Genomic DNA, 18,356 nt, shown 5'->3' with positions numbered 1-18,356 from the left:
ACGGGATGAAAACGATTCTGGTGATACTGGACGGGCTGAGCTTTCAGGTCGGACGCGAGGCAATGGGCTACCTGCAGGCGGAGTGCGCCGCCGGGCGCGGTTGCCTCTACCAGCTGGAGTGTGAGCTGCCGTCGCTGTCGCGCCCGTTGTATGAGTGCATTCTCACCGGCGTGACGCCGGTGCAGAGCGGCATTATCCACAACGGCGTCGACCGGCTGAGCCGCGAGCGCGGCATTTTCCATTACGCCCGCGACGCCGGCCTGACTACCGCGGCGGCGGCGTATCACTGGGTCAGCGAGCTGTACAATCGCACGCCGTTTGACGCGGCGCGCGATCGTCATACCGTCGAGCCGTCGCTGCCGATCCAGTACGGCCACTTCTACCATGACGACAGCTATCCCGACTCCCATCTGTTTGAAGACGCGGAAAGTCTGCGCCTGCGTTACCAGCCGGACTTTCTGCTGATTCACCCGATGAACATCGATGACGCCGGGCACCGCTACGGCCTGTCGACCCCGCAGTACCGCAACAAGGCGCGCATGGCGGACGGCTACCTGTCGCACTGGATGCCGCGCTGGCTGGAGGAGGGGTATCAGGTGCTGGTGACCGCCGATCACGGCATGAATGACGACCGCAGTCACGGCGGTATTTTGCCGGAAGAGCGTCAGGTGCCGCTGTATGTGTTCGGCGACGGTTTCTCGCTGCAACCGGATGCCGCGCCGCAACAAACCGAGCTGTGCGGTACGGTGTGCCAGCTGCTTGGCGTGGCGCATGACAAGCCTGTGAGCCGCAATTTACTGATAAAAGGCACCGCGGAGGGGCGAGCGTGAGGAGTCGATGGCTGGCGGCGCTGGTTCTGCTGCCGTTTTTTGCGGTGTTTATCGCGTTTCAGATAGCCCCGTTGGTGTGGATGGCGATCAACAGTTTTTACAGCGACATGGAAAGCGCCTGGGGGCTGGCGAACTACCGTGACCTGCTGACGTCGCCGTTCTATTTGCAGGCGATGCGCTTTTCGCTGGATATCTCGTTCTGGTCGAGTTTGTACGGCCTGTTCATCGCGCTGGTCGGCGGCTATTCGCTGCAACAGCTGGGGGAAGGGCGAATCAGGCGCTTGGTGATGTCGTTCGCCAATATGACCAGCAACTTTGCCGGCGTGCCGCTGGCGTTCGCCTTCGTGATCATGCTGGGGCTGAACGGTTTTATCACCCTGTTGCTCAAGCAAAACGGACTGATCGACGGCTTTAATCTCTATTCCCGCGACGGGCTGATCCTGATTTATACCTATTTCCAGATTCCGCTCGGCATCCTGCTGCTCTATCCGGCCTTCGACGGGCTGCGCAGCGAATGGCAGGAGTCGGCGGCGCTGCTGGGCGCCAGCCGCTGGCGTTACTGGCTGCACATCGGCATTCCGGTGCTGACGCCGGCGTTGCTCGGCACCTTCGTCATTCTGCTGGCGAATGCGCTGGGGGCGTACGCCACGATTTACGCGCTCACCACCGGCAATTTCAACGTGGTGCCGATCCGCATCGCGGCGCTGGTCTCCGGCGATATCTCGCTGGACCCGAATCTGGGCAGCGCGCTGTCCATGCTGCTGGTGCTGCTGATGGCGCTGATTACCGTCGCCCACCAATCGCTGCTACGCCGGAGTTACCTCCATGCTGCCCGCTAATTCTGTCGTCGGAGGTCGCGATGTCCCACGCTGAACGCCGTTATCACCTGCTGGTGGTCTGGCTGATATTACTGATTCTGATGTTGCCGCTGCTCTCCACGCTGGTTTACGCGCTCGCCACCGAGTGGGGCGCGACCATCCTGCCGCAGGGATTGACCCTGAAATGGTTTACCGAACTGTGGAGCGACGGCCGTTTTCTGGTGGCGTTGGGTCACTCGCTGCTGATCTGTTTCGGCGCATTGCTGTTTTCGTTGCTGTTGGTGTTGCCGGCGATGTTCGTGATCGCCTGGGCGTTTCCGAAGCTGGACGGGGTGATGAACGTGCTGATTTTGCTGCCGTTCGCGGTGCCGCCGGTGGTGTCGTCGGTGGGGCTGCTGCAGCTTTACTCCGCCGAGCCGCTGGCGCTGACCGGCACCCCCTGGATTCTGATCGGCTGCTATTTCACCATCGCGCTGCCGTTTATTTATCGCGCCATCGCCAACAACATGCAGGCCATCAATTTGCAGGAATTGCTGGACGCGGCGCACCTGCTCGGCGCCAGCACCTGGCAGGCGGCGCTGTGGGTGGTGCTGCCCAACCTGCGTAAAGGGGTGATGATTGCCGTCCTGCTGTCGTTTTCGTTCCTGATCGGCGAGTTCGTGTTCGCCAATCTGCTGGCGGGCACCAACTACGAAACCCTGCAGGTGTACCTCTACAACAAACGCAACGACAGCGGGCATTTCACCAGCGCGCTGGTGATCTCCTATTTTCTGGTGGTGCTGCTGGTGACCTGGCTGGCGAATGCGCTTAACCGCAATCAATGAATCAAGCAATGAGTAAAAAGGGACACGCTGAACATGGCCTACCTTGACGTCATCAATCTGAATAAACACTACGGGCCGACCAGAGTGTTTCAGGATATCCAATTTTCGGCCGATGAAGGCGAGTTCGTCACCCTGCTGGGGCCGAGCGGCTGCGGCAAGTCGACGTTGTTGCGCTGTCTGGCCGGGCTGACGTCGGTGGACAGCGGCCAGATTCTGCTGCAGGGACGCGACATCGTGCCGCTGTCGCCGCAAAAGCGCGATATCGGCATGGTGTTCCAGAACTACGCGCTGTTTCCCAATATGACCGTCGAAGGCAATGTGGCTTTTGGCCTGAAGATGCAGAAACTGCCGGCCGGCGAGATTCGCGCGCGGGTGGCGGAAGTGCTCGCCCTGGTGGAATTGGGCGACTACGCCCGCCGCTATCCGCATCAGTTGTCCGGTGGCCAGTGTCAGCGCGTGGCGCTGGCGCGCTCGCTGGTGACCCGCCCGCGTCTGCTGCTGCTGGACGAACCGTTGTCGGCGCTGGATGCGCGTATTCGTCGCCATCTGCGCGAGCAGATCCGCCGTATCCAGCAGGAGCTGAACCTGACCGCCATTTTCGTCACCCACGATCAGGAAGAGGCGCTGACGTTATCCGACCGTATCGTGCTGATGAACAAGGGCGAAATCGTGCAGAACGGCGACGCCGAATCGCTCTACACCCAGCCGGCCAGCCTGTTCGCCGCCGGGTTTATCGGCAGCTACAACCTGCTGAGCGCCGAACAGGCGATGCGCCTGACCGGCGGACGTTTTTCCAGCCAGGTGGCGCTGCGCCCGGAGTCGGTGCTGCTGTGCGCGCCGGAACAAGGGCTGGCCGGAGAGATCGTCGGTCACAGCCTGCTGGGCAACGTGGTGCGCTATCGGGTGCGCATCAGCGAGGTGGAGCTGTCGGTAGATGTGCTCAACCGCTCGGTGGCCGATTTACACCCGGCCGGCAGCCGGGTCGGGGTGCAGATCGATCTCAGCGCGCTGCGTGAGGTGGCGTAAAGGGGGATTTGCTTTAAACCGGGTCGTGCGCCAGCCAGTGCTGCAACCGGGCGGGAAAGCCTTCGGCGAAGGCGATCAGCTGTTCGGTGAATTGCTCCACCAGTGATGAGGCCGGGCGGTGCAGCGGGCGAATCAGGCTGACGGTAAACGGCACCTCGATGCTGAAACGGCGCACCGCCACCGCGCCGCTGCTGGCGTAATCCACCGCCGTCAGCGGATTGACGATCGACAACCCGACCCCGGCGCGCACCATCGCGCACACCGAGGCGGCGCTGTGGGTGTCCAGCACCAGCCGCCGCGTCACGTTCGCCTGCTCAAACTGCTGGTCCAGCAACTGCCGGTAACTGTCGGTACTGGACAGGCTGACGAACGGCTGGTCGCGGAAATCCTCCGGCGTCAGCACCGCTTTGCGCGCCAGCGGGTGGCCGATGGGCAACACGCAAACTTCATTCAGCTCCATCAGCGTCTGTCGTTCCGTTCCGGCAGGCGTATTCAGGTTTTCCGTCAGCCCCAGATCGTGGCGCTGCGCCGACAGCCACTCTTCCAGCAACGGCGATTCCTGCGGGATGACGTGCAGGTTGAGCGCCGGATAGCGCGCCAGCAGCGGCTGACATACCTCGGGCAGCAACGACTGGGAGAACACCGGCAGACAGGCCACCGATAACGGCGCCTGCCGGAACTGCCGGATATCGCGCGCGGCGTTGATGATGCGATCCAGCCCGTAATAGGAGTGCTGCACTTCGTCGAACAGCTGCAACGCTTGGGCGGTAGGGTGCAACCGCCCGCGCAGGCGCTCAAACAGCGGCATCTGCACCAGATGTTCGAAGCGCGCCAGCTCGCGGCTGACCGTCGGCTGCGAGGTATTGAGCAGCACCGCGGCTTCCGTCAGGTTGCCGGTGGTCATGACCGCGTGAAAGATCTCGATGTGGCGCAGGGAAATATCAGCCATCTGTCCCTCTTTTGTTCGGGTTTCCCATATCAGAAATGAATAGAGTCTGCGAAAAAGGATATTTGTATTATAGGTTGCAGGCCAGCACAATTTCGGCATCTGATAACGCCACGGTACGATATCCATGCCACATGACCTGAATGACTTTTCTCACGCGCTGAACGCCCAGAACCTGCGTGCGCTGCCGGAACGCTTTGGCTGCCCGCTGTGGGCCTACGACGCCGAGACCATCATTGAGCGCATCGGTCAGTTGCGCCAGTTCGACACGATTCGTTTTGCGCAGAAAGCCTGCTCCAACCTCCATATTCTGAAGCTGATGCGCCAGCAGGGCGTGAAGGTGGATTCCGTGTCGCTGGGCGAAATCGAACGCGCGCTGGCGGCCGGGTTCGAGCCGGGCACCGACGCGCATGAGATCGTGTTTACCGCCGATGTGCTGGATGAAGCGACGCTGCAACGGGTGCACGAGCTGAACATTCCGGTGAACGCCGGTTCTATCGACATGCTGCATCAATTGGGCGAGCGCTCGCCGGGTCACCCGGTGTGGCTGCGGATCAATCCGGGGTTCGGTCACGGCCACAGCCAGAAGACCAACACCGGCGGCGAAAACAGCAAACACGGTATCTGGTATGCCGATTTGCCGCAGGCGCTGGAGGCGCTGGGCCGTTACCGCCTGAAGCTGGTGGGCATTCACATGCATATCGGCTCCGGCGTTGATTACGGGCATCTGGAGCAGGTGTGCGACGCGATGGTGCAGCAGGTGCTGGCGGTCGGGCAGGATCTGGACGCCATTTCCGCCGGCGGCGGGTTGTCGATTCCCTATCGTCATGGCGGCGAGCGCATTGATACTCAACACTATTATGGGCTGTGGAACCGGGCGCGGGAGCAGATCGCCGCTCATCTGGAACATCCGGTCACGTTGGAAATCGAACCGGGGCGGTTTCTGGTGGCGGAGTCCGGCGTGCTGGTGGCGCAGGTGCGCGCGGTAAAAGACATGGGCAGCCGTCACTTTGTGCTGGTGGACGCCGGGTTCAGCGACCTGATGCGCCCGGCGATGTACGGCAGTTATCATCACATCACCCTGCTGCCGGGCGACGGGCGCGACCTGAGTCAGTCCGCGCTGCGCGACACCGTGGTGGCCGGCCCGCTGTGCGAATCCGGCGATGTGTTTACCCAGCAGGCGGGCGGCGGGGTGGAAACGCTGGCGCTGCCGCCGGCGCAGGTGGGCGATTATCTGGTGTTCCATGACACCGGGGCTTACGGCGCGTCGATGTCTTCCAACTACAACAGCCGTCCGCTGATTGCCGAAGTGCTGTTTGAACAGGGCCAGCCGCGATTGATTCGCCGTCGCCAGACGCTGGACGAGCTGCTGGCGCTGGAGCGGGTGTAACCACGCTGCGCTGATTCAGCGCGCGTGCGGCCCCTTCGCTACTGAAGCGCGCAGTTTCAACTCGCCGGTAAACGGGGCGATCGGTTTGACCGATTCGCCCTCGCACAATTTCAGCGCCTGGGAAATAGCGGCGCTGATCATCTCTTCAATCGGTAAATACACCGTGGACAGCGCCGGGTTCAGGTAAGGGGCGCTGGGGATATCGTCAAAACCAAATAGCGACACGTCTTGCGGCAGCCGTTTACCGGCTTCGAGCAGCGCTTTCATCGCGCCGATGCACATATCGTCGTTGCTGGCGAAGATCGCGGAAAAACCGGCGTCATGCGCCAGCAGTTCGCGCACGGCCTGATAACCGCCGGGCACCAGATTGTCGCCGTTGATGACCCGCAACGGGTCATAGGGGATGTGATGATGGTCCAGCGCCTGTCGGTAACCCGCCAGACGCGCGCGTGCGGCCGGGGTGTTGATCGGTCCGGTGATGCAGGCAATTTCGCGGTGCCCTTGCTGCACCAGATAATCGATCAACTGAAACACCGCCTGCTGTTGTTCGAACCAGACGCAGCGGTCAGGCGCCATCGGCAGGTGGCGGTTGATGACCACGATCGGCACCGTGGATTGCTCCAGCAGCGCCATCAGCGCCGCGTCGGACATGTGGCGGGTATAGAGCACAATGGCGTCGCAGCGGCGATCGGTCAGCAGTTGCACCGCCTGTTGTTCGTCTTCCGGCGTGTCGTGGCCGTCGGTAACGATCAGGTGCTTGCCGCTGGTTTCGGTGCGTTCCGCCGCCCGGCGCAGCAAACGGCCGAAATAGGGGCCGTCGAAATTGGATACCACCAGCCCAAGGCTGTTTGAGCTACGTTGCGCCAGCGATCGCGCCAGAAAGTTGGGGCGATAGCCCAATTCTTCCATCGCTTTGAACACGGCATCGCGCGTGCTTTGCTTCACCTGACCCGTACCGTTCAGCACCCGTGATACCGTTGCTTTGGATACGCCGGCATGCCTTGCCACATCAAGCATGGTCATCATGGTTTGCACCTTCCCTGTTTTTACCGAAGTCTGTCACAGAGTTGTTATCAATCTTTGTCACATACTAGCACACTGGCACAGCGTCAGTGGGGCAGGCGCAGAATATCTCTCTGCCGGCGCGGCGTCGTCAGGCCGACGGGCGCTCAAACAGTTCTTTGCGCAGCAGCACCAGCTCTTCGGCCAGATCGTGGCATAACATGGCGGTCATCAGATGATCCTGCGCGTGCACCATGATCAGATTGACCGGCACCTTGCCTTCGCCTTCATCCAGCCCGATCAGCCGGGTCTGGATAAGGTGGGCCGCTTTCGCCGCTTCCTTCGAGGCCTGCAACTGTGCGTCGGCCTGCGTCCAGTCCTGCCCGCGGGCGGCCTGAATCGCCATCATGGCGCTGGAACGGGCTTCTCCGGCGTTGATCAGTAACTCCATCACGGTCTGTTCCATATCGAATTCCATCGCATTGTCCTCTTGGTATGCCAAATTTGATGTTTGCCATGTTATTGGAATTCCAATATTGGCTTGTGAGAACAATGTCACAGAAAAATTATTCATTTGTTTTATTTTTTGGCATGCCAAACGCGAAAGCGCTGAACCTGCCGTCCATTCTTCCGCGCGTAACGGCCACTACGGGGGCGATAGCCCCTGATAACAACAACCCCTGAAAATGCAGGTAAATCAAAGAGGTGGAGTTATGTCATTCAAGGATCAGGCCATCGATTCATTGGGATCGTTCGCCAACCAGTTCAACAGCCTGAGATACATCATGGCGATCAAAGCCTCGTTCATCACGCTGATGCCGGTGATCATCGTGGGCGCTTTCTCCGTGCTGATTTCCAATATGGTGCTTGACCCCAGGAACGGACTGGCGAGTTTCGCCATGTTCTCATTTCTGGCGCCGCTCAAGCCGATCATGAGCGGCATTAACTATGCCACGCTGAACTTTCTCACCATCGGCGCCGTGTTTCTGATCGGCATCGAGCTGGGGCGCATCAACGGCTCCCGCGGGCTGTTCCCCGGCTTGCTGGCGGTGATCTGCTTCATTTCCATCACTCCCACCACCATCGATATGGTGATCAACGGACAGACTTTGCCGGTGAAAGACGTGCTGGCGCGCCAGTTTTCCGACACCAAGAGCCTGTTCCTCGGCATGTTTATCGCCATTCTATCAGTCGAAATCTATTCGAAGCTGGAGTCGGTGGACCGGTTGCGCATCAAGATGCCGGACAGCGTGCCGCCGAATGTGTCGGCGTCGTTTTCGGCGTTGATCCCGGCGATCATCACCGTGACGCTGGTGGCGACCTTCGGTTTTACCTTCCAGAAAGTGACCGGCATGTACCTGTATGACGCCATCTATATGGTGGTGCAGCAGCCGCTGGAGTCGGTGGTGCAGAGCCTGCCGGGGCTGTTGATCCTGATGTTCGTCGCGCAGCTGTTCTGGGTGATCGGTATTCACGGCAACCAGATGATCAAGCCGATCCGCGAACCGCTGCTGCTGGGGGCCATCGCGGTGAACATGACCGCGTTCGAGCAAGGCCATGAGGTGCCGAACATCATCACCATGCCGTTCTGGGACGTGTACATGAGCATCGGCGGGTCCGGCCTGACCATCGGTCTGCTGCTGGCGGTGATGATCGCCTCCAAACGCCGGGAGATGAAAGAGATCGCCAAAATCTCTTTCGGGCCGTGCGTGTTCAACATCAACGAGCCGGTGATCTTCGGCATGCCGATCATGCTCAACCCGATTCTGGCTATTCCGTTCATCATCACGCCGCTGGTGACCGGCACCATCGGTTACTTCGCCACCAGCATGGGCTTTGCCGGTAAAGCGGTGGTGATGGTGCCCTGGACCACGCCGCCCATCATCAACGCCTGGCTGTCCACCGCCGGTTCTATGGGCGCGGTAGCGACGCAGATTGTCTGCATCATCGTCGCCACCCTGATTTACCTGCCGTTCGTCAAAGTGGCGTCCCGTCGCGCCGAGCAGGCGCAGCGTGAAGCGGAAGCCGGACAGGTCAGTGCAGCGAAAAACTAGCGAATCGAAACACGAAGCGAATCGAAAAATGAAAGGGAGACAGGCATGAGCAAGGTATCAATGACCCTTCCCGAGGGCTTCATTCTGGGGGCGGCGGCGTCCGCCTGGCAGACAGAGGGATGGTCGGGTAAGAAAGCCGGGCAGGATTCCTATCTGGACTTGTGGTACAAGCGCGACCGTCAGGTGTGGCACAACGGCTACGGCCCGGCGGTGGCTACCGACTTCTACAACCGCTACCGCGAAGATGTGGCGCTGATGAAGCAAACCGGGCTGACCCATTTCCGCACCTCCATCAACTGGTCGCGCTTTATGCTGGACTACGAGAACGGTGTGGTGGATGAAGAATACGCCGCCTACATCGACAACCTGATCGACGAAATGCATCGGCAGGGCATCGAACCGATGCTGTGTCTGGAGCACTATGAACTGCCGGCGGTGCTGTTCGAGAAATATCAGGGCTGGTCGTCCAAACAGGTGGTGGAGTGGTTTGTACAGTACGCCGACGCGGTGTTCGCCCGCTATGCCGGCAAGGTTAAACGCTGGTTCACCTTCAACGAGCCTGTCGTGGTGCAGACTCGCGTCTATCTGGACGCGGCGCGCTATCCCTACCAGCAGGACACCGGCGTCTGGATGCAGTGGAACCACCACAAGAATCTGGCGACCGCCAAAGTGGTGCAACTGTTCCGCGACAAAGGCTATCACCGGCAGGGCGGCAGCATCGGGGTGATCCTCAATCCGGAAGTGACCTATCCCCGCTCCAGCGCCGCGCACGATGTGGAAGCGGCGCGCCTGTATGATCTGTTCTACAACCGGGTATTTCTGGATCCGGCGCTGAAAGGCGAGTACCCGGCGGAGTTATTGACGCTGCTGGAAAAACATCAGGTCAAATGGGATTACAACGAAGAAGAGCTGGCGATCATCCGCGCCAATACCGTGGATGAGGTGGGGATCAACCTCTACTACCCGCACCGGGTCAAAGCGCCCAGTCGGGCGTGGAACAGCAGCACGCCGTTCCACCCGGCCTACTACTACGAGCATTTCGAGCTGCCCGGCCGCCGCATGAATAAGTCCCGCGGCTGGGAAATCAACCCCCGCATTATTTACGACATGGCGATGCGCCTGAAAGACGACTACGGCAACGTGCCCTGGTTCGTGTCGGAAAACGGCATGGGGATTGAAAACGAAGGGCAGTTCAAAGACAGCCGCGGCGTGGTGCAGGATGATTACCGCATCGCGTTCATCGCCGAGCACCTTTACTGGACGCTGAAGGCGCGCGAAGACGGGGCCAACTGTCTGGGCTACATGCTGTGGGCGTTTACCGACAACGTCTCGCCGATGAACGCGTTCAAGAACCGTTACGGCCTGATTGAAATCGATCTGGAGCACGACCGGCAGCGGCGGCCGAAGAAATCGGCAGGCTGGTTCCGTCAGGTGCGGGACAGCGGCGTGCTGGCGTTCGAACTGGACGATGAAGATAAATAAGGGGGAAAGATGAAACGGATCGTACTGGCCTGCTCGGCAGGCATGTCCACGTCGCTGGTGGTGACCAAAATGGAAAAAGAAGCGACGGCGCGCGGCATGGAATACCAGATTTACGCCATTCCCGAACAGAACCTGCGGGATGAACTGCAAACCTACGGCGACGATATCATTGCGGTGCTGCTTGGGCCGCAGGTGCGCTTCAAGCTGGCGGAAAACAAGAAACTGACCGACGAGTACCAGATTCCGATTGCGGTGATCGACTCGGTGGCCTACGGCACCCTGAACGGCGCAAAGGTACTCGATCAGGCGCTGAGTTTGGTAAACTGAGCCCCTGATTGCTGTAAAGCGCGGACCGGTGGTGCAGACCCCGGTCCGCGTTTAGGCTGTAGCCCCTGACGAATGCGCGCGCCGTGCCGGCGAGGCGATGATTCAGGGGCGCGCAGCCTGGTATCCGGCCCCGCGTCGGGGCGGCAGCGGTGTTCAATTCTCGGCCGTTCAGGGTGGCATTGTGGCGAAGGTTGTGGTTCTACAAGAAAGAAAGCAATACCAGGAGATAGGGTGTGACCTGAGGGAGAAAATCCAGCAGGGGGAGTACCCGGTCGGGTCGCGTCTTCCGCCGGAGCGGAATATCGCGGAAACTTACGGCGTCAGCCGTACCATCGTGCGTGAAGCGTTGCTGATGCTGGAGCTGGAAGGCACGGTGGATATCCGCCAGGGGTCGGGCGTGTACGTGCTGCGCGTGCCGTCGGCGGAAGAGCCGTCTCCCAATGCGCAAAACCGCATCGGCGCGTTTGAAATGCTGCAGGCGCGTCAGTTGCTGGAAAGCAATATCGCCGCCTTTGCCGCCCGCATGGCGACCCGTAATGACATCGACACCCTGCGGCATACGCTGGAGCAGGAGCAGGCGGCCATCGCCGCCAACGATTACCGCAGCGATTTCGACAAAATCTTTCATCTGCAGGTGGCGGGCGCCACCCAAAACCAGATGTTGCTGGAAACGGTCAGCAATATCTGGTCCTGCCGGGACGAAAGCCCCATCTGGCAGCAGCTTTACAGCCATGTCGGCAACCACGGCTACCGGCTGAAATGGCTGGCGGACCACCAGACGATACTGGCGGCGCTGCGCCGTCGGGACGTCAGCGGTTCTTATCAGGCGATGTGGCAGCATCTGGAAAACGTCAAAACCACGCTGATGGAGATTTCCGACGCCGAAGCGCCGGAATTTGACGGCTACCTGTTCGACTCGGTACCGATCTTTCAGGGAAAACTGGTCTGACGCATGACGACGATGGAATCTCAGCCAACGATTGGCTATCTGGCGGATTACCCGCATTTTGAAACCCAGGTCGTCGACTGGCTGTGGCAGGCGTTTGGCGACGGGCTGAGTCGGGACTTTTTTGCCAGCGTCGTGCATCACAGCATGGACAAACGGGCGTTGCCGCTGACGTTTGTGGCGCTGGAAGGCGAGCGACTGGTGGGCACCGTCGGGCTGTGGCGTTGCGATCTGATCAGCCGGCAGGATCTGACGCCCTGGCTGGCGGCGCTTTATGTGGACGAGCGCTACCGCGATCGCGGGCTGGGCGCCGAGCTACAGCGCTTTGTGGTGGAATTCAGCCGCGAGCGCGGCTTTGACGATCTCTATCTCTACGCCGATTTCAGCGGTTACTACGAACGCCACGGCTGGCGCTATCTCGGCGACGCGCCGGAGTACCCCGACAAAATGGTGCGGTTGTATCACCGCGCGTTAAGGTAATCTATTTCGTTGGCAAGTCTAACCAATGACGGCTTATATGATGGGTTTTCCGGCGTCAAAAACCGTGCTGAGGCAGGCGGCTTCGCCGGATGCGCGGCAGGGAAGCCGCGCAAGCCCGTGCCGTGTCGGGAGCACGTCACGGGCGGTCCGAACAGCGAAGACGAATGCCGAAGGCACCGCGTTAGCGGCACGGTTTAGCCCTTAGCCAGTGGTCAAGGAGAGGTGGCGCTTGCACCTCTCCTTGTCGTGCGTGCGATGAAGCAACAAGGAAACGACACCGGTTATCCCGCACGAAACCATTCACCAACCAGATATAAATCCATTATTAGTGAGACAACGTGGCTGTTTGTTAACAGCCTTGACGCACCATTAGTGCCCATTATTCAAACTGGCGACGGAATGACGGCGGATCAGCGTCGGGTGGAACAGGTTGATGGCGTTGGGCAGCGGTGTGTCGTTGGCCAGCGCCAGCGCAATCTGCGCCGCCTGCGTCGCCATTGCGGTAATCGGGTAGCGGATAGTGGTAAGGCGCGGGCGCAGGTAACGCGACAGCAGCACATCATCGAAGCCGATCAGCGACATATCCCGCGGCACCTCAATGCCGTTATCGCTCAGCACCGCCAGCGCGCCGGCGGCCATCGGGTCGTTGTAGCAGCTCAGCGCGGTCAGCGGGCGGCCGCGTTCCAGCAGCGTGATCATCGCGGCTTCGCCGCCGCTTTCGTCCGGTTCGCCGTAGGCGATCAACTGCTCATCCAGCGGAATCGCGTGCTCGGCCAGCGCGTCCCGGTAGCCGGCCAGACGGTCATCGGCGTCGGAGATGGCGTGGTTGGAACACAGGATGCCGATCTGACGATGCCCTTGCAGGATCAGGTGTCGGGTCGCCAGCCAGGCGCCGTAGCGGTTATCCAGCGCCACGCAGCGCGCTTCATACCCCGGCAGGATGCGATTGATCAGCACCATGCCCGGAATCTGTTCCATCAGTTGCGTGAGTTCCTCATCCGGCAGCATTTTAGCGTGGACCACCAGCGCCGCGCAGCGGTGGCGAATCAGCTGTTCGATCGCCTGACGCTCCTTGTGCGCCACGTGGTAGCCATTGCCTATCAGCAGGAAGTTGCCGGTGCGATAAGCCTCCTGCTCCACCGCTTTGACCATCGTGCCGAAAAAGGGATCGGATACGTCGGACACCACCAGCCCCAGCGTTTCGGTGGATTGCTGGGCCAGCGCGCGGGCGTTGGCGTTCGGATGGTATTGCAACTGCTGCATGGCCTGCAGTACGGCGTTGCGCGCCTGTGCGCTGGCTTTCGGCGAATCGTTGATGACGCGCGACACGGTTGCGACCGACACGCCAGCCAGCCTGGCGACGTCCTTAATGGTGGCCATGGAGGTTTCCTGTTGTTCCTGATGTGAAATGGTGCGCTGAATCAAGTGACTGCCAGAGTGTCACGGAATTAAGCCGCAGCCGCAAGAGGCGGGGATCGCAACTTTCGCTGTCGGCGCGTCGTCATATTCTCCCCGGCAGCAATATTGGTGAAACGTAAATGCGTTGTTTGCCATAGGTTATGAATGTGTTGTTTGTCATGCGTTATAAATGTGTTTCTTCAACGAGCCGTCATCCTGCGCCGGGTGCTGATGCTCTGTATCGGGAATGACGCCGGAAAGTAGGCCGGCCTTTCCCATGCGGGCAGGATGGGCTCATCGCTCTCAGGGAAGTCACTGCATGAAATATGTCATTCTGATGGTGTTTATTCTGGCGGTCGCCTATGTCCACTTTCGTGGTCGCGTACGTTATAAGTTCTGGCGCCAACTGTCGGATCACTCGACCTTTACCGCGCCGCTCAACGGCTTTATGTACTTGTTTTCCCGCGTCCCGGTGACGCCGTATCTCAGGCCCGGCCATTTCCCCGAACTGGCGGTGTTGCAGGAGAACTGGCCGATGATCCGGGAAGAGGGGGAAAAGCTGCTGGCAATGCAGGAAATCAAAGCGTCGGATCGCTATAACGACGCCGGTTTCAACTCGTTCTTTAAGACCGGCTGGAAACGGTTCTACCTGAAATGGTATGAGGATGCTCATCCGTCCGCGGATGTGATGTGCCCCAATACTACGGCGTTGCTGCGTTCACTGCCGTCGGTAAAGGCGGCGATGTTCGCCACCCTGCCGGATGGCAGTCGTTTGCCGCGCCACCGCGACCCGTACGCCGGTTCGCTGCGTTACCATCTGGGGCTGAAGACGCCCAATGACGATCGCTGTTTTATCGAGGTCGACGGCGAGCGCTACAGCTGGCGTGATGGCGAAGGCGTGCTGTTCGACGAAACCTATATTCATTATGCGGAAAACACCAGCGGTCAGAATCGGCTGATCCTGTTTTGCGATATCGAACGGCCGATGCGCTATCGCTGGGCGCAGGCGATCAATCACTGGGTGGGGCGCAATCTGATGAGCGCGGCGGCTGCGCCTAATACCGACGCGGATCGCACCGGCGGGATTAACCGGATCTTCCGCTATGTCTATGCGATCAGAAAAGTGGGCAAACGGCTGAAAAGCTGGAACAAGCCGGTTTACTATCTGGTGAAGTGGACGTTGTTCGGCGGTATTGCGGCGCTGATCTGGCTGGCGTTATAGCCAGCCCGAGCGGCGATCGTCCGCCGGCTGAATTCTGGTCGGCGTCGGCCGGTAAAGTCGGCCGAATTGCATGACAACCGTTGTTTTTCACGGCTTTATTACAGCTCACTCGAGAATTTTACAGTTGGTTGCACTTCGAACGTTTATCTTTCGATTCTGCGCTAGTGATTCGGGATGACTCTCTTTAGAGTAACAAGTCCCAGAGGTATTGATGGGTGACAAATCGATGTGTTCTCCACATTGAACCATTCAAATTGCACCAACCTACGCGGATGCGTAGGTTTTTTTTTGCCTGCGTTCCGACAGGCGGGAAAATAATACCCTTGTCACAAATAAAAAATAAATCCTGCCACCTGTCAGAGGCGCGATTGACGCCAAAAATAGCGGGTGATAGTTTTTGCTCATTGCATAAGGCTTGTTACCGTTCGGCGGGCAAAACATAAGTGCAGCAATCGTATGAAGTCGAATGACTTCGCCGTCTGCTGTATTTACGTTTTGCCCGTTTCTGTTTTCAGGGGAAATGCGATGAAGATAACTCAAGTCCTGAATAATAATGTAGTCAGCGTTACCGACAATCAGGGGCAGGAGCTTATCTTGACCGGCTGCGGATTGGGTTTTCATTCCCGAACCGGGCAGGATGTGGAAATGCCGCGGGTGGAAAAAATATTCCGTTTGCAGGATAACGTCATTTCCGCGCGTTTTAAGGACCTGGCGCAGGAAGTCCCGCTGGAAATATTGCAACTGACCAGCGACATTGTCGAAACGGTGAAAAAGCAACTACAGCAGAAACTGAGCGAAGGCATTTACGTCACGCTGGCCGACCACCTCGCGTTTGCCCTGCAGTGCCAGCGCAACGGCACCCTGATTCAGAACCCGCTGCATTGGGAAGTGCGCCACTTCTACAAGCAAGAGTATGCCGTGGCGGAGCAAGCGCTCGCGTTGATACGGGAAACGCTGGGCGTCACTCTGCCGGAAGATGAGGCATGCAGTATTGCGTTGCATATCGTCAATGCCGAGCTTGGCGACAATATCGGTAATATGAAGCAGATTACGCAGCTGATTTATCAGGTGCAGAATATCGTCAAATATTATTTTCAGGTGCCGCTGGATGAAAACAACGGCAATTATTACCGCTTCATTACCCACCTGAAGTTTTTTTCTCAACGGGTGGTGGAAGGCGCTTCGCTGGATAATGACGACGGCGATTTATTTACCATGGTTCAGCAACGCTATCAAAAAACGCTGGGCTGTGTGGAAGCCATCAATACCTTTATCAAAAAAAACTACCAACACACCATGACCAATTCGGAGAAACTCTACCTAACCATTCATATCGATAATATGATTCATTATCTTACCCAAAATAATTCGAGTTGCAGGACAAAACGTTCTGCGTTTTGAACAACGCAACGCGTTGGCCCTTTAGGGCAAGGCTCATAAGAGCCTTGTAACGCGGCAACCGAATGAATCCCCGGGAGCTTACATAAGTAAGTGACCGGGGTGAATGAGGGCAGCCAACACACCGGCAACTTGAAGTATAAAGGGTATAAATCATTCCGAATAGGCTTGTTACTGGCAGTGGCGATTCGTCGGAGACGAGGCGATATCCGCTGACGCAGGCAAACCCCAGAGGAACAAGGCGCCACGGTAAATACCGTGCGGTTGTTGCAGAAATCGTAAGATTTCTTTCTGGAAAGAGGAATTGTTATGTCAGTTAATTATCAGGAGACGGCAAAGAACATTGTGGCGCTTGTCGGGGGGGAAGGAAATATCCGACAGGTTTTTCATTGTATTACCCGATTGCGTTTTTATTTGCATCAAGCGCAACGTATCGATCGCGCCCAGCTGGAAGCATTAGACGGGGTAATTGGTATTAATGTCGCCGGCGAACAGTTTCAGGTGATCATCGGCAACGACGTGGCGGATGTCTACCGCGCGTTGATCCGGCAGTTTCCGCTGCTGGCGAGCCAGACCGCCGACGCCCCGGAGGCCGGGCGGCCGCGACACCCTATCTCGGCGCTGCTGGAGGCGTTTTCCAGCATCTTCTCGCCGGTGATCCCGGCCATTGCCGGCGCCGGTATCCTCAAAGGGATCCTGTCGCTGCTGGTGGCGCTGCACTGGGTATCCAACACCAACCAAACCTACCTGATTCTGTCCGCCATCAGCGACGGTATTTTCTACTTTATGCCGCTGGTGCTGGCGTTCAGCGCCGCCCACAAGTTTGGCTGTAATCCGTATGTGGCGGTGGCGCTGGCGGCTACGTTGCTGCATCCCACTCTGACCAAGCTGTTTCAAGGCGGCGGCGAGATTACCTTCCTCGGGCTGCCGGTATCGCCGGTGTCTTACGCTTCGTCGGTGATCCCGATTCTGCTGGCGGTGTGGCTGATGTCCTGGGTGGAGCGCCGCGTCGACCGCATCATGCCCGGCGCGCTGAAAACCATGTTCGTGCCGCTGCTGACGTTGCTGATCGTCGCGCCAGTCATGCTGATCGCCATCGGCCCGCTCGGCATCATCGTCGGAAACCATCTTTCCACCGGTATCGTCTGGCTGGTGGACAACATGGGCATTCTCGCCGGGCTGATTCTGGGCGGCACGCTGTCGATGATCATCATCACCGGCATGCACTATGTGCTGATCCCCATCATGATCAACAACATCAGCAAGATGGGGTTCGATCCGTTCAAGATCATCTTCTATATCGCCAACATGGGGCAGGCGGGGGCGGCGTTCGGCGTGTTCCTGCGCGCCCGCGACAAGAAAACCAAGTCGCTGGCGTTGTCCACCAGCCTGACCGCCACTATGGGCATCACCGAGCCGGCGATGTACGGCGTCAATATCCGTTTCAAACGCCCGTTCGCCGCCGCGCTGATTGGCGGCGCCTGCGGCGGCGCGTTCGCCATGTTTTTCGGGGTGAAGACCTACGCCTTTGCCTTGAGCGGGCTGCCGGGGTTGCCCGCGCTGGTGGGGCCGACCTTCCTGTACGCGCTGGCCAGCATGGCGATTTCGTTCACCACGGCAACGGTGATGACCTGCTTACTCGGATTTGAAGAGAACGTGGGAAAAGCCGCCACGCCGCATGAAGAGCAGACGGTGATGCCGGCCGCGCCGGTGGCGCTGAGCGAGCATAACGAACAGCTATTGCATAACGAAAAACTGTTCGCGCCGGTGGCCGGTCGGGTGGTGGCGCTGGAGAGCCTCAGCGACCCGGTATTTGCCGGGGAGGTATTTGGCAAGGGGATCGCCATCTACCCGGAAAACGGCGAACTGCTGTCGCCAGTCAATGGGCGCATCGAGTCGATATTCGACACCCACCACGCGCTGACGCTCAAAAGCGACACCGGCGCCGAGGTGCTGATCCACATCGGCATCGACACCGTCAAACTCGGCGGCCGCCACTTTATCCGTCACGCCCAGCCCGGGCAGATAGTGGAAGTCGGTGAACCGCTGGTGAGCTTCGACCTGCCGGCGCTGCTGGCGGAAGGCATCGACCCCAGCGTAATCGTGATCGTCACCAATACCGAATGTTATGGCGAAGTGAGCCCGTTGCTGAATGGCGACGTCCACTCGCGCGACGCCTTGATGAAACTGACCGCTGCGGCGGCCTGAGGGAG

18 protein-coding genes are annotated in these 18,356 nt (G+C 59.1%); 13 read left to right on the top strand and 5 right to left on the bottom strand.

What is annotated here, in order from left to right:
• The first annotated feature begins 5 nt into the window (after positions 1-5).
• From CVE23_RS18195 to CVE23_RS18180, 4 genes are read left to right on the top strand one after another with little or no spacing between them, the layout of a single operon-like run.
• Positions 6-830 carry an alkaline phosphatase family protein gene (locus CVE23_RS18195; protein ID WP_038920133.1) on the top strand — a complete coding sequence of 275 codons (825 nt, stop codon included), beginning with the start codon at positions 6-8 and terminating at the stop codon, positions 828-830.
• Positions 827-1,669, top strand: a complete 843-nt coding sequence (locus CVE23_RS18190; RefSeq protein WP_100850083.1) for an ABC transporter permease — start codon at positions 827-829, stop codon at positions 1,667-1,669. Before CVE23_RS18195 ends, CVE23_RS18190 begins: the two co-directional genes overlap by 4 nt.
• A gap of 20 nt (positions 1,670-1,689) precedes the next feature.
• Entirely contained in the window at positions 1,690-2,472 is a 783-nt protein-coding gene (locus tag CVE23_RS18185; RefSeq protein WP_049853831.1) for an ABC transporter permease, read from the top strand.
• A 33-nt stretch (positions 2,473-2,505) separates the two neighbouring features.
• Positions 2,506-3,498, top strand: a complete 993-nt coding sequence (locus CVE23_RS18180; RefSeq protein WP_038920131.1) for an ABC transporter ATP-binding protein — start codon at positions 2,506-2,508, stop codon at positions 3,496-3,498.
• 13 nt (positions 3,499-3,511) lie between these two features.
• Here CVE23_RS18180 and CVE23_RS18175 read toward each other — a convergent pair whose 3' ends face one another.
• Positions 3,512-4,447: a LysR family transcriptional regulator gene (locus CVE23_RS18175; protein ID WP_100850082.1), complete on the bottom strand. Its 936-nt coding sequence runs from the start codon at positions 4,445-4,447 to the stop codon at positions 3,512-3,514.
• A 124-nt stretch (positions 4,448-4,571) separates the two neighbouring features.
• Between CVE23_RS18175 and lysA the strand changes: the two genes are divergently transcribed.
• A complete protein-coding gene (gene lysA / locus CVE23_RS18170; protein ID WP_100850081.1) occupies positions 4,572-5,834 on the top strand; it encodes a diaminopimelate decarboxylase in 1,263 nt (420 codons plus the stop codon).
• A 15-nt stretch (positions 5,835-5,849) separates the two neighbouring features.
• Here lysA and CVE23_RS18165 read toward each other — a convergent pair whose 3' ends face one another.
• Complete coding sequence (locus tag CVE23_RS18165; protein ID WP_100850080.1) at positions 5,850-6,860, bottom strand: LacI family DNA-binding transcriptional regulator; 1,011 nt, start codon at positions 6,858-6,860, stop codon at positions 5,850-5,852.
• Between the two features lie 127 nt (positions 6,861-6,987).
• On the bottom strand, positions 6,988-7,314 hold the full coding sequence (locus tag CVE23_RS18160; RefSeq protein ID WP_100850079.1) for a PTS lactose/cellobiose transporter subunit IIA: 327 nt from the start codon (positions 7,312-7,314) through the stop codon (positions 6,988-6,990).
• Between the two features lie 235 nt (positions 7,315-7,549).
• On the opposite strand from CVE23_RS18160, the gene CVE23_RS18155 reads away from it, so the two are divergent.
• The 5 genes from CVE23_RS18155 (at position 7,550) to CVE23_RS18135 (ending at position 12,125) form a co-directional block, all read left to right on the top strand.
• Positions 7,550-8,890, top strand: coding sequence for a PTS sugar transporter subunit IIC (locus tag CVE23_RS18155; RefSeq protein ID WP_049853833.1), 1,341 nt, complete (start codon positions 7,550-7,552; stop codon positions 8,888-8,890).
• A gap of 45 nt (positions 8,891-8,935) precedes the next feature.
• On the top strand, positions 8,936-10,372 hold the full coding sequence (locus CVE23_RS18150; RefSeq protein ID WP_100850078.1) for a glycoside hydrolase family 1 protein: 1,437 nt from the start codon (positions 8,936-8,938) through the stop codon (positions 10,370-10,372).
• A gap of 9 nt (positions 10,373-10,381) precedes the next feature.
• Positions 10,382-10,699: a PTS sugar transporter subunit IIB gene (locus CVE23_RS18145; protein ID WP_038666046.1), complete on the top strand. Its 318-nt coding sequence runs from the start codon at positions 10,382-10,384 to the stop codon at positions 10,697-10,699.
• Between the two features lie 181 nt (positions 10,700-10,880).
• Positions 10,881-11,648, top strand: coding sequence for an FCD domain-containing protein (locus CVE23_RS18140; protein WP_038921112.1), 768 nt, complete (start codon positions 10,881-10,883; stop codon positions 11,646-11,648).
• A gap of 3 nt (positions 11,649-11,651) precedes the next feature.
• The gene (locus tag CVE23_RS18135) at positions 11,652-12,125 is read left to right on the top strand and encodes a GNAT family N-acetyltransferase (RefSeq protein WP_038920124.1); all 474 of its coding nucleotides are present in this window, start codon (positions 11,652-11,654) and stop codon (positions 12,123-12,125) included.
• A 369-nt stretch (positions 12,126-12,494) separates the two neighbouring features.
• Here CVE23_RS18135 and galR read toward each other — a convergent pair whose 3' ends face one another.
• Positions 12,495-13,505: an HTH-type transcriptional regulator GalR gene (galR, locus tag CVE23_RS18130; RefSeq protein ID WP_038921111.1), complete on the bottom strand. Its 1,011-nt coding sequence runs from the start codon at positions 13,503-13,505 to the stop codon at positions 12,495-12,497.
• Between the two features lie 337 nt (positions 13,506-13,842).
• Here galR and lpxO point away from each other — a divergent pair, with 337 nt between their 5' ends.
• Positions 13,843-14,745, top strand: a complete 903-nt coding sequence (lpxO, locus tag CVE23_RS18125; protein ID WP_038920123.1) for a lipid A hydroxylase LpxO — start codon at positions 13,843-13,845, stop codon at positions 14,743-14,745.
• A gap of 264 nt (positions 14,746-15,009) precedes the next feature.
• On the opposite strand, the gene CVE23_RS22910 is transcribed toward lpxO, so the two are convergent.
• Positions 15,010-15,366 (bottom strand): hypothetical protein, encoded by a 357-nt coding sequence (locus CVE23_RS22910; protein WP_167389535.1) that lies wholly within the window; start codon positions 15,364-15,366, stop codon positions 15,010-15,012.
• On the opposite strand from CVE23_RS22910, the gene licT reads away from it, so the two are divergent.
• On the top strand, positions 15,271-16,146 hold the full coding sequence (gene licT / locus CVE23_RS18120) for a BglG family transcription antiterminator LicT (protein WP_038920122.1): 876 nt from the start codon (positions 15,271-15,273) through the stop codon (positions 16,144-16,146). The genes CVE23_RS22910 and licT overlap by 96 nt on opposite strands.
• Before the next feature lie 306 nt (positions 16,147-16,452).
• Positions 16,453-18,351 (top strand): beta-glucoside-specific PTS transporter subunit IIABC, encoded by a 1,899-nt coding sequence (locus CVE23_RS18110; RefSeq protein WP_100850077.1) that lies wholly within the window; start codon positions 16,453-16,455, stop codon positions 18,349-18,351.
• Positions 18,352-18,356 lie beyond the last annotated feature (5 nt).

Origin of the sequence: Dickeya fangzhongdai, assembly GCF_002812485.1 — a bacterium.
GTDB classification, from domain to species: Bacteria; Pseudomonadota; Gammaproteobacteria; order Enterobacterales; family Enterobacteriaceae; genus Dickeya; species Dickeya fangzhongdai.
This window is presented reverse-complemented; position numbering and strand designations above follow the sequence as displayed.

Coding starts and splice junctions, on each gene's coding strand:
- CVE23_RS18160 (WP_100850079.1), bottom strand. CDS start 7,314: ATGGAATTCGATATGGAACAGACCGTGATGGAGTTACTGATCAACGCC.
- CVE23_RS18110 (WP_100850077.1), top strand. CDS start 16,453: ATGTCAGTTAATTATCAGGAGACGGCAAAGAACATTGTGGCGCTTGTC.
- lpxO (WP_038920123.1), top strand. CDS start 13,843: ATGAAATATGTCATTCTGATGGTGTTTATTCTGGCGGTCGCCTATGTC.
- CVE23_RS18155 (WP_049853833.1), top strand. CDS start 7,550: ATGTCATTCAAGGATCAGGCCATCGATTCATTGGGATCGTTCGCCAAC.
- CVE23_RS18165 (WP_100850080.1), bottom strand. CDS start 6,860: ATGATGACCATGCTTGATGTGGCAAGGCATGCCGGCGTATCCAAAGCA.
- CVE23_RS18135 (WP_038920124.1), top strand. CDS start 11,652: ATGACGACGATGGAATCTCAGCCAACGATTGGCTATCTGGCGGATTAC.
- CVE23_RS18145 (WP_038666046.1), top strand. CDS start 10,382: ATGAAACGGATCGTACTGGCCTGCTCGGCAGGCATGTCCACGTCGCTG.
- CVE23_RS22910 (WP_167389535.1), bottom strand. CDS start 15,366: ATGAAAACCCAATCCGCAGCCGGTCAAGATAAGCTCCTGCCCCTGATT.
- galR (WP_038921111.1), bottom strand. CDS start 13,505: ATGGCCACCATTAAGGACGTCGCCAGGCTGGCTGGCGTGTCGGTCGCA.
- CVE23_RS18150 (WP_100850078.1), top strand. CDS start 8,936: ATGAGCAAGGTATCAATGACCCTTCCCGAGGGCTTCATTCTGGGGGCG.
- CVE23_RS18195 (WP_038920133.1), top strand. CDS start 6: ATGAAAACGATTCTGGTGATACTGGACGGGCTGAGCTTTCAGGTCGGA.
- CVE23_RS18175 (WP_100850082.1), bottom strand. CDS start 4,447: ATGGCTGATATTTCCCTGCGCCACATCGAGATCTTTCACGCGGTCATG.
- lysA (WP_100850081.1), top strand. CDS start 4,572: ATGCCACATGACCTGAATGACTTTTCTCACGCGCTGAACGCCCAGAAC.
- CVE23_RS18185 (WP_049853831.1), top strand. CDS start 1,690: ATGTCCCACGCTGAACGCCGTTATCACCTGCTGGTGGTCTGGCTGATA.
- licT (WP_038920122.1), top strand. CDS start 15,271: ATGAAGATAACTCAAGTCCTGAATAATAATGTAGTCAGCGTTACCGAC.
- CVE23_RS18180 (WP_038920131.1), top strand. CDS start 2,506: ATGGCCTACCTTGACGTCATCAATCTGAATAAACACTACGGGCCGACC.